The following is a 13,690-nucleotide window of genomic DNA, read 5'->3' as shown; positions in this document are numbered from 1 at the left end:
TTAGTCATTAGTCACTTGTACTGAGCGTATCGCTAAAGCGAAAGCTCCGCTAACGCGTAGCGTCTCCAAGAGTTGCCGAAGTATTAGTCATTAGTCATTTGTTAAATGATCAGTCCTAACTAATCGCCAATTCCCAATTCCCAATGCCCAATTCCCATTTTCAAAACTGAGTTTAAAATTCTTAATCTTCATAAAGTTATAAATACTATTATTAATTTTTTAATAATACTTGTCTCAACTTCTACATTAATGTCGTCAAGTGCGATTGTAATTGTGTAATCTGAAGACTAGCGAAGCTAATTATTCAATTGAGGTCTGATGACTCCTACAATCATGCGTCAGCTTTGGTCAGTGGTTGAAACTGCCCAAGTCAAGCTCCTCTTACAACTGGATGATGCTAGCTTGGTGCAGTGGTTAGTGAAACAAACCGAAACGCAAGTGTTGTTAGATTCTAACGAAACTGACTTTCTGTGCCACTACATTCAATCTCGGCTAGCCCTTATACGTGATATTGCCCATGATCGTCAGTGTTCATAAGCAATATTACGATGAATTGATTGATAGTCAAGTGTTATTACTATTGACTATTGGCTTTTCGGGAAAATAACCTTCCACTAAGCAGTCAGAGCCTACTACACGCCAACGTACACGTTCTAGAGACAACGCCTCAGTCATGGTAGTAAAACCTAAATCGCCCACAGGTGTGGGAGCAATGTTACCACCAATGATTTTCGGGGCAATAAATGCTAAAACTTTTTGCACTGCTCCTTGAGCGATCGCACTAGCAGCTAAGGTTCCGCCACATTCCCACAAGACGCTACAAAAACCCCGCTCATACAAGTACGCCATTGCCTGATCTGGTGTAAGTGATGTTAATTCCACCACCTCCACCCCCTGCTTGAGCAACAGTTCTTGGAAGTTGGGATTAGCACCCTTCTCTGTCAACACCAAAGTAGGAGCATCCGCAGTTTGCCACAGATGGGCATTTTCCGGTAAGTTGAGATGGCGACTCATCACTACCCGTAGAGGATTATGTGCTTCCACCTGACGAGTGGTTAAGTAAGGATTATCTTGTCGAACTGTATTACCGCCGACAATTATTGCATCGCAAGCCGCCCGCAACTGATGTACTTCACTGCGGGCTTCTTGGCTTGTTACCCAGGCGCTGTGACCAGAGGTAGTAGCAATTTTGCCATCTAAAGTCATGGCATATTTTAAAATTCCTAAAGGTCGTTTGTAGAGAATGCGATGCACAAAAGCTTCATTTAGCTGATGACAAGCTGATTCTTCTACTCCTACCAACACCTCGATCCCCGCCGCACGTAAACGGGCAATACCACCTCCAGCTACCAGGGGATTAGGATCAACCATACCCACCACCACTTTTGCCACCCCTGCTTGGATCAATCCTTCTGAACACGGGGGAGTACGTCCGTAGTGATTGCAAGGTTCTAGGCTGACGTAGATTGTTGCACCACGAGCGCGATCGCCTGCTGCCCTTAAGGCAAACACTTCTGCATGAGGCTCACCTGCACGAGGATGAAATCCAACGCCTACAATCTCGCCATCCTTGACAATCACCGCTCCCACTAACGGATTTGGCGAAGTCCGTCCTAAAGCGCGGCGAGCAAGTGACAAACACCGCAGCATCATGCGAGAGTCAAAGTCACTTCCGATCTTTTCCTTTGGTGGTGAATTCAATCCAACTGCTGACTCCACTAAATGTATATTTTCCTGAGTGTAATTTGCTAAGGATGCATCTGCTTGAGTGACTACTGGGGAATTATCCATAATTTTAGGCAACACTGTAAATATTCTGCACGCGATCGCACAGCCTTTTCACAGGAGAATCGCGCTTTCCTCGTGATAATTAAACAGAGTCAAATTCAGGCGCAATTATTTAGCTGTCTTAACTTGTATAGCAATCCGATTTGATTCCTGAATTACTCGTAGGGACTGGGGACACTTCGACAAGCGGTAGTTGAGGCAGTCGAAACTCAGTGCATCGCTCAATACTTGGGACTGAGAAGAAGGAATAAAGGTGTACTGAGTTTTTTCACGCAATCAAATATGAGTCCTATATCAGCCTGTAATATTCATAATTATTCTTACAGCCTTTTTCATATATTTGAACCACAATCTCCTGTAGGGTAGCACAGCTAGCTGTGCTACCCTACCATTTACAGCGTCGCTACAAGTTCCTTTAAGCGATCGCTTCCATCGCGGAAGACGGGCCAACCATCCCCCACCAGCACTGCTTCTATGCGACTCAGTTGAGCCAGCCTGCGAACAGAAGCAACAGCCTTCTCTCGATTCAGCAGCTTGTCATCTGGCAATATAGTTAAGCTACCTGCTTTGCGTGCCCTGACTAAATCTCCTGTAATCAAAGTCGTCTCCTCCAGTAACAGAGCCAATTCACCGGGAGTTTTCGAGCCTTGGAGTTCAATCACCTTAAGTCCTGGTACAAATTCTTCTCCATCTGACAGCCAGCGATCGCAAGGTATAGGGAAAATATCTTTTTCTGCCACAGGGCCAGCTATCTTAGCATAAGTTTGATCGGCAATTTCTTTACTTGCCCTGACATGCTCAGAATTCGTCAGCACAATCCAAACCACACCACCGAGGGATTTGAGATGATTCCAATCATGGTTTGATAGCGCTACTGGGTCAATCAAGATGTTGCCATCTGGGCGAATCCAGGCAATCCCATTGAAATCAATATTTCTTGCCGGATTGAAATTAGACCAGCTATAGAGATCGGGACGGTGCAAAGATTTCATGATGATTCTGGATCAGTACTTCAATAATTGACTATTAATCTCAATAATTAAGTATATAGATTATAAGGTTGCATTCTCTCTGCATCTGGAATTTGAGTATACTACGATAAATCTATCGATATTATGAATTTTATTTGGTTTACAGAAATTCCTGGATAACTGCAATAGAGATCAACGGAGGTATAGGGGTGAATGAGATGCAGCGCCAAAAAATATCAGCGAAGGCAGACCAGTTTAGAGAGTCAGTGATTCGAGAAATGACGCGGGTAGCACTGCAACACGATGCAGTGAATCTGGCTCAGGGGTTCCCTGATTTTCCTTGTCCTTTGGAGTTGAAACAGGCAGCTTATGAGGCAATAGAGGCAGATGTCAACCAGTATGCCATTACTTGGGGCGATCGCCCATTTCGTCATGCGATCGCCAACAAAGTTCGTTGGTATCTCGGCTTAGATATCGATCCCGAAACCCAAATCACCGTCACCTGCGGTTCCACAGAAGCAATGGCAGCTGTGATGCTGGCGACAGTCGATCCTGGGGATGAAGTGATTGTATTTGAGCCGTATTACGAAAACTACGGCCCCGATGCGATTTTAGCTGGTGCTAAACCCCGGTACGTGACACTGCATCCCCCCGATTGGACCTTTGATGAAGCACAGTTGCGTCAAGCTTTCAATGCCAATACCAAAGCTATTATTATCAACACACCCCACAACCCCACAGGTAAAGTCTTCACCCGTGAAGAACTCACCCTAATTGCTGAACTTTGTCAAAAGTGGGATGTGTTAGCGTTCACAGACGAAATTTACGAACATATTCTCTATGATGGCACTCAACATATTGCCCTAGCGACCCTTCCCGGTATGGAAGAACGCACAATTACCATTAACGGTTTATCCAAAACTTACAGCGTCACTGGATGGCGAGTCGGCTACATTTTGGCAAACCCCGAATTAACGGGAGCCATTCGCAAAGTCCATGACTTTTTGACCGTTGGCGCTCCCGCACCATTGCAACGAGCCGGAGTTGCCGCCATGCAACTGCCACCATCCTATTATCAAGAACTAGCCAAACTTTATCACCAGAAGCGAGACAGTATTTTACAAATTCTAGATCAAGTTGGCATTCCTTATTTCGTTCCCAAAGGAGCTTATTACGTTCTTGCAGATATTTCCAAATTTGGCTACAAAACAGATATTGAATTCACTTACCATCTAATTAAAAATATTGGTGTTGCCGTAGTTCCTGGTTCCAGCTTTTTCAGCCAACCAGAAAAAGGACATTCATTGATCAGATTTTGCTTCAGCAAAAGACCTGAGACATTACAAACAGCGAGCGATCGCTTACTCAAACTCTAAGCAATGCTACAATCCAGATCCTAAGACTAATTTATTCTCTCTGCACACTCTGCGGTTCGTTATGATGAGCGGTTCTGAGTTCATGGGACGCACTTGTATGCTATCTGCAAAAATGTGCGATCGCACTAAAGGTAGTCTTATCCAGTACAATCTTGTCACCTTGGGATCTGTTGATACTGTTACAGAATGTGTTCAAAGCTGACTCCTGAACTTGATATTTCTGAATGTGTACAAGAGTAGTAGACTTTGTTTGACTCCGTTTGCAATTGTTATGTTGTTGGATTATATGTGTCGCGTTCTTAATACTCACTTGAAAGATTTTTATTAGCGTTCACAATTCCATGTTCAAAGTATGCTTGACTTTTCAAATTTATAGTTGAGTTAAATTCAGGACTATTAAAAGTCAGTTAAATTGAGCTACTGGTGTAAAAGCGATCGCCCCCTTATTTCCCAACTCTACATAACTACCATCGGCTTTCTTTGTCTTAAGCTCAAACAAAAAGTGATCGCTGCCTCCATAATAACAATTATCATTCTTATTCAGTTCATCTCGCATTAGTTATGCTTTTTCTTCTTGTAAAAGCATAACTAATGTAAGTGCGACTTCGATTTGTGTGATCGCTTCCCCAAAACTGCCCCCCTGTTCCCATGTCTAACTGATACTGGCTTTTATACCTTGTTTGGTAGTCACGCCTGATTTTGTATCAGAAGTCATGTTTCATGCTTACGTCTTCATGAATACCTGAATTAAGCTGAATTTTAAAAGTCCTGAGTTTAACTCAACTATGAATTTGAAAAACCAAGCATCATGGGATTCATCTAACAAGCGTTAGAAATTTAAAAACTTATGTGCAGTCAGTAGATCGAAAACTTTGAAGAGTTTGCAAATTGTAAACAAATAAAGAGGAAGTATGATGCTGTACACAAAGCGTACATCAGTACCTCTTTATTCGACTCTCAGACCACATTTCATACTTGAAGCCTAGCACATAAGGAATTGAAGGCATTAATTTTGCACCAACTGGATACACTACCAGGTCAAAAGTCATGTCAAATTATCAATCAGTAGTTGCATCGGTTACGTCCTGCCTGCGGAATAACTCTGAAGATTCAGGGAAAAGGTTTTGGCAACAATGGCACCAATATCGAGATTATCTCTATCGTTGTTGTCTCAAGTGGATAGGTGGGAACCTGACAGATGCAGAAGATGCGCTGAGTCGGGCGATGCTCAAGGCTTGGGAAAAGGTGCAAAAATATGCGGAGGAAATTGCTAATTTTAAGGCGTGGCTGACAAGATTAACTCATAATCTCTGCGTGGATATTCATTGAGAACGCGATCGCGGTGCGAATAGAGTTGAGGATATAGAAGTATACGCCTCTAATGAGGAGCAAGGACTGGTTTCATTTGAGGATACGCCAGAAAGTGCAATGGAGACTGGCGAGAAAAAGATTGTGATTCGTCGTGCGATCGCTAATTTACCGACAAGGCTGCGTGAGACGTTTATCCTGCACTTTTATCAGGAATTGTCTTATCCAGAGATTGCCCAACAGCAAGATATTTCCTACCAGAATGTCTGCAAGCGCATCTCGCAGGCGCGGGCAATTCTGCGTGAGGAGTTGAGGGGATATTTTATCGGGGAGGATGGGACTGATACGGATAAATCTGTTACGCCAACAAAAGCTACAACGGAGTCTGCAATTGGGGAAATATCCAAGGGTAATGCGCCAGTTGAACCGATTGTGGACGAGACGGTGACGTTATCCGTTGCAGTGGAGGAACTGGAGAGTGTTGTGGGTGAGGAATCGATTGAGGTAGCGCGATCGGTGCGGCACTCTGACTCGGCTTCTGTTGCGGAGACTAAAGAAGGGAAGTTAGAGGTAAAGAGTCATGGTTGTCGGTGCGTTGAGGCGGTACTCTATGAAAGGCAGCCTGTACTGATTTTGGGTTTGGCACAATTTGATGAAGAAACTGGACGTTGGGGGAATTCCTGTCTGGCAGTGCAGAGGAGGCAACAACAGCCTCTTGTGGGGAAAGGATGGGGAGAATTTCTGCTACCGTCCCGTTCTCCTCCTTTGTATCGTGTTCCCTATTTTCAAGCTTTTGTCAAGAATCTGTCGGGGATGAAGATGATGGGAAGGTTTCTTTTGAGTCAAACTTCCTCAAATCAGCTTTATCCCAAGGGTAACTTTTGGCGATGCCTGATGGCATGGCAGGGGCGATCGCTGTGGAATATTTGCAATCTGTTGGGAAACTGTAATTATAGCAACCGCCAAGGCGATTGCTATAGATAATCGTTACTGGATGAGAGATGAACGCCCATTGAGTTAGAGAAAAAACTTCTAACTCGAAAAATTCAGAAATTGACTTTTGGAATCGTCTTAAGAGTGTAGATTTAGAAACAAGCTAATAAAAATGAAATACAAATCATTGATTACGACAATACTTTCCACAATCATGGGACTTGCTATCATGCTGGGAACACTTATCTCGCCTGTTTCTGCCGCGTCTATTCATCAGATTCCTGAAGTGGATTTTGAACGAGAAGAAATTTTCAGTCAAGATTTGAGCAATACCAATCAAATTGAATGTAGTGAACTTTCTCAAATTGAATCAGCAATTCAAATCGCACCCAACCTATTGTTGTCACAAGCTATCGACCCTGGGACTTGTCAGGCTACGCCCAATGGTTCAAGTGGGCGTTGTCAAATCATAAACTCACAATGTAATGCTGGTTTTCTTGCAGTAGCCGCCCCTCCAGATTGTAACTGCGTGTGCCGTACACAGCCTAATCTATGACTTGACTTGACCTAAAAGGGGGCTGATTTACAGCTCTAGAATCGAAGAATTCAGTGGATAGATTCAGCCCATTATTGCATGACCGATTTTTGGAGCTTATTTAATCCTCATTCCTTAGAATTCACAATTTGGCTTGGAAAGCGTCATTAGTTTACATCGAAAGACATTAAATGAATCATGCCATCAACAATACTTCCTTTGGATCGCAGCAACAGTGACTGGACTATGAAAGAGAAAACCGGCATCGACGAAAAGGGCAAAAAAAAAAGCCCTGGATAAATCTAACCAATCATGATGGTAGATACGGGTGACTGCGGTTAGTCGAGTTTAACAGTGGGTGAGAGATCGCTTCTCTGATTTGTAGACAGATGATCGCTCCTCTTTATTATTGATGGAAGAAAGTGCGATCGCTTTTTGGTTGAGTTTGAGACGAAGGGGTGCGATCGCGGTTAGTAGAGTTTGGGGATGATGGGCGATCGCTTCTCTTATTTTTGGGAGGCGATCACGGTTGGTATAGCTTGGGGATGAGAGTGCGATCGCTTTTCTTATTTGTGAAAGGCGATCGCTTTTTGGTTGAGTTTGAGACGAAGGGGTGCGATCACGGTTAGTAGAGTTTGGGGATGAGAGGGCGATCGCTTCGTTTATTTGTGGAAGGCGATCGCTTTTCTTCCGCGGTTGGTAGAGTTTGAGTCTGGGAGGATGCGAAAAGCTAAAGAGTGCTTGAGGCGGGTTTCATGGGATGCATCAAGTTAGGAAAAAACTGCTTCTAACTCGAAAAATTCACAAATTACTTCTTGGAATCGTCTTAAAGACAACACACATCAAATTAGGAGAAAATGACAGTGAGTTCACTTTCATTAGAAGAAATTAAATACGCTCAAGGATTCGTTACTGAATTAGCACTGCCAGAAGAACACGAATATAAACTGCCAATGCTTGAAACAATGCGAAGTTTTGGAGAGCGAGCAATAAAAGACGATGCGCCAGCCGCTGCTGCTAATGCTGGCAGCCTTGTTTCCTTCGTAGGAGGTCTTTCACAACAAAACAAGGAGGATGTGCTTAATTCTACACTACTTGCACAATTAGCGGCTACTAAAAAGTATGATCGCTATAAACAGACAAAAGAGTGGTATGACTTCTACATCGATGTGCTTGCAAACGTTGGTTGGGTAGTACCTGCATTTGCATTTAGGGGATTTACTCCCACAGGCAGCTCTTTCAAGATGAATGATGCTGTGCTTCAAATTCTGAGTGCTATAGCCACTAGCAATGAGATAGCAATACTAACCGCCACCATGAATGCTTTGGAGGAGAACAAAGATAATGAAAATGCTGTGAATTTATTTGATTCTCAAAGCTTTCCTGAAACTTCTGGCAACTTCCAAATTCTTCCAGTATCACAAGATCGTGGAGACATGGTGATGGCCCTAAGTGCTATGCAGTTTAATGCGAATAAACATGTTACTAACTTCTTATGGTGGAGTTGGACTACAACAGAGGTAAAAATCTTTCAAAGTGCTCAAAAAGCTGTACTGAATAACATAATTTACAGCAAAGTCAGACAAGAAATAATTGACAAACTAGGCGATAAAGCCCAGAAATTCATCAAAGATATCGAGATCTAGCTACTCTGCCTTCATCACAGAGTAACACTCTAGGCTGTAGGAGCTAGTATTTGCGTCTGAGCTTGGTGATGTAACCACTGTCAGTAGATCGCAAAGTTTTCCAGAACCATTAGCCGTTGATTTGAGCAAGCGTAAACAAGCTGCTGAAATCCCGTCGGCATCACCTTTTCAAGCAGTAGGGTTGTAGATGGGATCAGGTGCGATCGCTCTCTTCAGTCCCAGAAACGTCGGCTGAAACCCTCATTATTGCGTTAACTGACAAAAGTTTTCGATCTACTGACTGTACATCATCAAGCTTTCTATGGATTATTCTTGGTGTTGGTGGAATTAGTAAATCTTGTTTATGTAAAGGTAAAATCATTATGAACAACAATGTGGCATTTGTTGATGCTGGTGTTTTATTTTCTTTTATTACTTCTGCACCACAACCAAAGCAGACAGTACAGAATCAAAATGATATATTGGATTCAACTTTGCTAGCACAGCTAGCAGCTGATAAGAAGTATTCACGATTCCAGAAATCCCAGGATTGGTATAGATACTATACTGATACCTTGGGCGAATTAGGATGGGACAATCCCTTCTTTAACTTTGATGATTATTTTCCTAAGAATAAAACATTTACATTAAAGGATGTTGTCATCCATATTTTCCAAAAACTTGCCAATGATCAGAAGATCAGCAATGCAGAACTGGTTTTAGTGGAAGACACTATCAATATTTTCAATAAATTAGCAAATGATGATAAAAGAGTTAATATTTACAATAGTTTCACAAACTTTGTGGCGGTTGATAACTCAAATGCTAGCTCCAGTGATGTGAATAATCCTGGCGAAATTATACCACTTAAAGATTTACGTACAATTAATCTACAAGTAGATGTAGTAGATCAATCCTTAAACTTAGCAAGTGTGGGGATAATATTAACAACAAAACAAAAAATAGAAAAAAAATTGTTTACACAAGGCTTTCTCACTTCCCTGGTTCAGGGCAAAATTACCAGCGTATCCTATCTTGCTAGCCTGAATGAAGGTATTTACAGTCAGGTTAGAAAACAGGTCATCGAGAAACTTGGTGACAAGCGCGAACAGTTCATCTTAAAGCTGATATAGAGCCATCGCTCTTAAATTAGTCTTGACTTTACGACCCTTGCCATCACTTGCCATCATTCCTAAAGCGCGATCAATATCTTTAGCAGGCATAGTAGCTCGCTCGCAGCTGTTTCCCCAATTGTGCGATCGCCGCCAAATCCATCGCACCTCAAGGGTAGCCTTTAGGCGCTTCCTTCGGCGATTGCATTCCCAAGCATTAATTAAAGTTGGCATTGCCAGCCTTCAACCCCGCACGCAATCGCTATACAAACATTAAAATCGGGCATCTCTTGCAAAACAATGGCAGAATATGAAGACATCGCCATTCTCACTCTTGTTAGCCTGTTGCACGAGGAGAAAAGCGATGCCTAGCGGCAAAGCTGACGCTAACGCACCTCCCAAAACCCAGACCAAATAGTCTATTCTTTTTTAGAAGATGGGAAGCTAGAATCTCAAAAAGCTCAACTATGCTATATCTAATCCATCAGCTTCTAGAAACCAGCGCCAAGCAATACCCAGATCGAGAAGCAGTCATTTATAGAAACAACGCTATCACGTATCGGCAGCTAGACAAACTTTCCGATCAACTAGCCTGGGTTTTCAGAGACGCTGGTATTGAAAAAGGCGATGCCTGCGGCGGGCTACGCCTACGCGTCGGTATCAGGGATTCGGTTACAATAATTAAAGAGCAAAAAGCAGGTGTAATTATCGTGCAGGCTATTTTTTGGAGTGTAGAAGAAGTCGCCCACAGAGCCAAACAATTTTACGAAAATGGCATTCGCCAACAAGTTGAGTATGGTGATAATCTTGGCAAGATGATTGTGATTGATTCTGAAACTGGCGAATACGGAATTGATAAAACTGGCGTAGAAACAGCATTAAAATTAAAGCAGAAGAAACCAAATGCCAGATTGTTTACTATACGGATTGGTTATGATGTTGCTGTCAGCTTTGGTGGTGCAATTGAGCGTACTGTCGAATGATTTACGGGAGATTGATAGACGGTAAAGCAATAGTACCAGTAATTTTTCGTTTACCTACACAACCAGATTTTTCTCTAGATTTTGTTATCGATACTGGATTCAACGACCATCATACTCTACCACCACAAGCAGTCAGTGCGATGAATCTTCTGTTATATTCCAGCACACTTGCAAGATTAGCTGACGGTAGCGAAGCCTTATTATCTATACATTTAGCAACAATTGTTTGGGACAATATAGAAAAAGTAGTCCCTATTTTAGCTTCGGGTTATAAACCTTTACTTGGAAATACTTTGATGGGAGGATATCATTTAGAGATAGATTTTGACGACAATGGTTTGGTTTCGTTATAAAAAATCCCACCCTCGATTTCATAGATTCTCAACTATAAACTTCATCCATTAAAAAACCTGGAGTTTTGAATTATTCCGGTGCATCATTGCGACGCCAGGAAGCGATCGCAATACCCTAAGTTCTCGTTTGTTGTTGCAAACAAACGGATTGCAATTTGCCTGATGATGACGAACAGGAGTAGATAAATCAGTCCATGAGCGATTCTCGTTCCGAGACGCTACGCGAACGCGGTTTACTTACAATCTCAACTCTCAATTGGCGAAAGAGTCTTGCTGGTATATCCCCAAGGGTTAGAGTCTATCGCCGCCTTTTTTAGTTGCCTTGACGCTGGAGTTGTTGCCATTCCCGCACCCACACTCCTTAGCGACGCGGCACAAACGCATTTTGCTAATACTCGAAGCGATCGCATCCAACCCCGACGACATCCAACTTTATCATCAAGCACTAGGTCTGTTTTACCGTCGCGCTTTGCAGCTTCAACCGAGAATTTTCTGGAGATTAAGGATGCACGCGAGCGCTATACCAACATTAAAATCAGCTATCTCTTGCAAAAAATGGCAGAATATGAAGACATCGCCATTCTCACTTTTGTTAACCTGTTGCACGAGGAGAAAAGCGATCGCCCAAGGCAGTGTTTCTTGAGCGCGTATCTTTAGAGCAAAGAAGTCGGATTGACTGGGGAAACCTCTGGAAGAAACTGACACTCCCCTGGTAGATTGCAGATGTCATGTAGAAAATATGTAATTTTCAATCCCACACCCGACGTAAATTCAACATAAAATCCGGTAACACCGCTTCACCGGACAACTCAGTTGGATTCTCTAACACTTCTACTGCTAATCCCGGTCGATAAATTTCCACCCGTCGCTGCTGCGGATCGATTAACCAGCCCAGCAGAGCGCCATTGTCAATGTACTCCCTCATCTTAGCTTGCAAAGACCCAAGCCGATCTGAGCTAGAGCGTAACTCTACAAGAAAATCCGGGCAGATATTAGGAAACGTTCCTTTTTGTTCTGGAGTAAGTGCCTGCCAACGTTCTCGGCTCACCCAAGAGGCATCGGGGGAGCGAGTCGCACCATTGGGTAAAATGAAGCCAGTCGAAGAGTCAAAGGCTTTACCCGGTTCGCCCGAATTACGCCACCACAAATACAACTCTCCAGAAATACTCCAATTGCGTTCTCCAGTTTCCCAGCCCGTTGGTGGGTTCACAATTAACTCTCCCTGTGCGGTTCTTTCCAGTCTCAAGTTTCGGTTGGCTGCTGCTAGGGCTGCAAACTGTTCCTGGGTAACGTACAACCCAATCGTCTTAGGCAACTCAATCAATAGGGTTTCGGTTTCTGGACTGGCGGGTATCTGTACCATCTTGACCTCTTACACAATAGGGATTTAAGTGAAAGATGCCTACCCTATTAACTAACACATTTTACACGCTTGTCTTCGCGATCGCGCTCTTAAATTAGAATAGTAAGTTGGGTTGAGCATATCAAACTCTGGAAGCATGACAGTACATCATATTGGTTATGTTTGTGGAATTGGGATTGCAATGTGTATCTCTGCGTTCATTCCATCAAAATCAAGCGCAGAGGATCTAAACGCACATACCAAGGAAAAGCTTGGTCTTTCATAGTCGCCCATTTTTCTTTGAAGACTTCAGCTTGCAAATGATAGTCTTGAGAATTCTTGCCAGCAGAATGTAGTTTGAGAAATAACGTCATGCGGTGGGGCGTTTCACTTGTTCCTACTACCCAACAGGGAAAAGTATTTTCCTGTGATGAGTCGTTGGTAAAAATGAACTGATGGGCACGAATGCCGATGTGGGACAATTCGCTTTTGACTGGTTCAATTACTTGGAGAGTACAACCCCAATCAGTCGCTTCTACCTGTTGTGATGACTGGAGAACAGCACGGGAAAAGTTTTTGCATCCAGTGAGTTGGGCAACACTCACAGTAGCTGGATGCTGAAAAATATCATATTTGCTACCATAATGAACGGCTCTACCATGCTCCAATACCAACAGATTCGGGCAAATCCGATAAGCTTCTTCCATATTATGGGTGACAAATAGAGTTACACCTTGGTAGCCAGCAAGAGTTTCTGTCATTTGCTGCTCTAATTGACTACGTAGATGGGTATCGAGTGCCGAAAACGGCTCATCCAAAAGCAATGCTTCCGGTTGACTTGCTAATGCTCTTGCTAAGGCTACCCGTTGTTGTTGGCCCCCAGAAAGTTGGTGCGGATAGCGATCACCTAATCCCTGCAACTGCATCGCTATTAGTTGCTCCTCTACCTGCACTCTAATACTCCCAGGCGATAGTCCTTTAGGCAAGCCAAAAGCGATGTTTTGCGCCACACTCATGTGCGGAAACAGAGCGTAATTCTGCACTAAAAAACCAATGCGGCGATCGCGGCTGGGTAAATTAATTCCTTGTTCTGAGTCAAACAGAACTCTGCCATTTAAAACTATCCGCCCGATTGTGGGCGTTTCTATCCCCGCAAGGCAGCGCAAAATCATGCTCTTACCTGCACCAGAACCCCCCAATAATCCCAAGGGTTGCTCATCGGTACTGAAAGCAACTTTTAAATCAAAGCTAGGAAGGATTTTTTCAATGTTGACAAACAAGCCACGCGACTCAGAAGTAGAGTCCAACGTATAAAGAATTTCTCCCCCTGCTCCCCGCTCCCTGCTCCCTGCTCCCTGCTCCCC

General features: G+C 43.3%; 18 protein-coding genes and 1 pseudogene. 13 read left to right on the top strand and 6 right to left on the bottom strand.

Features of this window, described 5'->3' with window-relative positions; genetic code table 11:
• Positions 1-318 precede the first annotated feature (318 nt).
• Complete coding sequence (locus ACFFAP_RS27675) at positions 319-537, top strand: hypothetical protein (RefSeq protein ID WP_375514233.1); 219 nt, start codon at positions 319-321, stop codon at positions 535-537.
• Between the two features lie 27 nt (positions 538-564).
• On the opposite strand, the gene ribD is transcribed toward ACFFAP_RS27675, so the two are convergent.
• Together ribD and ACFFAP_RS27665 are read right to left on the bottom strand one after the other, a co-directional pair.
• On the bottom strand, positions 565-1,791 hold the full coding sequence (gene ribD / locus ACFFAP_RS27670) for a bifunctional diaminohydroxyphosphoribosylaminopyrimidine deaminase/5-amino-6-(5-phosphoribosylamino)uracil reductase RibD (RefSeq protein WP_375514232.1): 1,227 nt from the start codon (positions 1,789-1,791) through the stop codon (positions 565-567).
• A gap of 389 nt (positions 1,792-2,180) precedes the next feature.
• A complete protein-coding gene (locus ACFFAP_RS27665; RefSeq protein WP_375514231.1) occupies positions 2,181-2,780 on the bottom strand; it encodes an MBL fold metallo-hydrolase in 600 nt (199 codons plus the stop codon).
• Positions 2,781-2,977: 197 nt separating this feature from the next.
• On the opposite strand from ACFFAP_RS27665, the gene ACFFAP_RS27660 reads away from it, so the two are divergent.
• Together ACFFAP_RS27660 and ACFFAP_RS27655 are read left to right on the top strand one after the other, a co-directional pair.
• A complete protein-coding gene (locus tag ACFFAP_RS27660) occupies positions 2,978-4,135 on the top strand; it encodes a pyridoxal phosphate-dependent aminotransferase (RefSeq protein WP_375514230.1) in 1,158 nt (385 codons plus the stop codon).
• Between the two features lie 61 nt (positions 4,136-4,196).
• Positions 4,197-4,337 carry a hypothetical protein gene (locus tag ACFFAP_RS27655; protein ID WP_375514229.1) on the top strand — a complete coding sequence of 47 codons (141 nt, stop codon included), beginning with the start codon at positions 4,197-4,199 and terminating at the stop codon, positions 4,335-4,337.
• A gap of 201 nt (positions 4,338-4,538) precedes the next feature.
• Here the strand turns inward: ACFFAP_RS27655 and ACFFAP_RS27650 are convergent, their stop codons facing one another.
• On the bottom strand, positions 4,539-4,691 hold the full coding sequence (locus ACFFAP_RS27650; RefSeq protein WP_375514228.1) for a hypothetical protein: 153 nt from the start codon (positions 4,689-4,691) through the stop codon (positions 4,539-4,541).
• Between the two features lie 491 nt (positions 4,692-5,182).
• On the opposite strand from ACFFAP_RS27650, the gene ACFFAP_RS27645 reads away from it, so the two are divergent.
• From ACFFAP_RS27645 to ACFFAP_RS27620, 6 genes are all read left to right on the top strand, one after another.
• Positions 5,183-5,464, top strand: a complete 282-nt coding sequence (locus ACFFAP_RS27645; RefSeq protein ID WP_375514227.1) for an RNA polymerase sigma factor — start codon at positions 5,183-5,185, stop codon at positions 5,462-5,464.
• A 33-nt stretch (positions 5,465-5,497) separates the two neighbouring features.
• Positions 5,498-6,427 carry an RNA polymerase sigma factor gene (locus ACFFAP_RS27640; RefSeq protein ID WP_375514235.1) on the top strand — a complete coding sequence of 310 codons (930 nt, stop codon included), beginning with the start codon at positions 5,498-5,500 and terminating at the stop codon, positions 6,425-6,427.
• Between the two features lie 121 nt (positions 6,428-6,548).
• Positions 6,549-6,932, top strand: coding sequence for a hypothetical protein (locus ACFFAP_RS27635; RefSeq protein WP_375514226.1), 384 nt, complete (start codon positions 6,549-6,551; stop codon positions 6,930-6,932).
• Between the two features lie 437 nt (positions 6,933-7,369).
• Complete coding sequence (locus tag ACFFAP_RS27630; RefSeq protein ID WP_375514225.1) at positions 7,370-7,540, top strand: hypothetical protein; 171 nt, start codon at positions 7,370-7,372, stop codon at positions 7,538-7,540.
• A gap of 228 nt (positions 7,541-7,768) precedes the next feature.
• A complete protein-coding gene (locus ACFFAP_RS27625) occupies positions 7,769-8,557 on the top strand; it encodes a hypothetical protein (RefSeq protein WP_375514224.1) in 789 nt (262 codons plus the stop codon).
• A 362-nt stretch (positions 8,558-8,919) separates the two neighbouring features.
• On the top strand, positions 8,920-9,669 hold the full coding sequence (locus ACFFAP_RS27620; RefSeq protein ID WP_375514223.1) for a hypothetical protein: 750 nt from the start codon (positions 8,920-8,922) through the stop codon (positions 9,667-9,669).
• Here the strand turns inward: ACFFAP_RS27620 and ACFFAP_RS27615 are convergent.
• Complete coding sequence (locus tag ACFFAP_RS27615; protein WP_375514222.1) at positions 9,655-9,882, bottom strand: hypothetical protein; 228 nt, start codon at positions 9,880-9,882, stop codon at positions 9,655-9,657. The genes ACFFAP_RS27620 and ACFFAP_RS27615 overlap by 15 nt on opposite strands.
• 233 nt (positions 9,883-10,115) lie before the next feature.
• Between ACFFAP_RS27615 and ACFFAP_RS27610 the strand changes: the two are divergent.
• From ACFFAP_RS27610 to ACFFAP_RS27595, 4 genes and pseudogenes are all read left to right on the top strand, one after another.
• Positions 10,116-10,271 (top strand): annotated as a pseudogene (locus ACFFAP_RS27610) (AMP-binding protein); the annotation flags it as partial.
• Between the two features lie 87 nt (positions 10,272-10,358).
• A complete protein-coding gene (locus ACFFAP_RS27605) occupies positions 10,359-10,631 on the top strand; it encodes a hypothetical protein (protein WP_375514234.1) in 273 nt (90 codons plus the stop codon).
• Positions 10,628-10,984 carry a clan AA aspartic protease gene (locus tag ACFFAP_RS27600; protein WP_375514221.1) on the top strand — a complete coding sequence of 119 codons (357 nt, stop codon included), beginning with the start codon at positions 10,628-10,630 and terminating at the stop codon, positions 10,982-10,984. Before ACFFAP_RS27605 ends, ACFFAP_RS27600 begins: the two co-directional genes overlap by 4 nt.
• Positions 10,985-11,254: 270 nt before the next feature.
• Complete coding sequence (locus ACFFAP_RS27595; protein ID WP_375514220.1) at positions 11,255-11,641, top strand: hypothetical protein; 387 nt, start codon at positions 11,255-11,257, stop codon at positions 11,639-11,641.
• 91 nt (positions 11,642-11,732) lie between these two features.
• Here ACFFAP_RS27595 and ACFFAP_RS27590 read toward each other — a convergent pair whose 3' ends face one another.
• Positions 11,733-12,347, bottom strand: a complete 615-nt coding sequence (locus ACFFAP_RS27590; protein ID WP_375514219.1) for a Uma2 family endonuclease — start codon at positions 12,345-12,347, stop codon at positions 11,733-11,735.
• Positions 12,348-12,544: 197 nt separating this feature from the next.
• Positions 12,545-13,690: sulfate/molybdate ABC transporter ATP-binding protein (locus ACFFAP_RS27585; RefSeq protein ID WP_375514218.1), on the bottom strand; the 1,146-nt coding region annotated here is incomplete at its 5' end.

This window comes from uncultured Nostoc sp. (assembly GCF_964245575.1).
Lineage (GTDB): Bacteria > Cyanobacteriota > Cyanobacteriia > Cyanobacteriales > Nostocaceae > Nostoc.
This window is presented reverse-complemented; position numbering and strand designations above follow the sequence as displayed.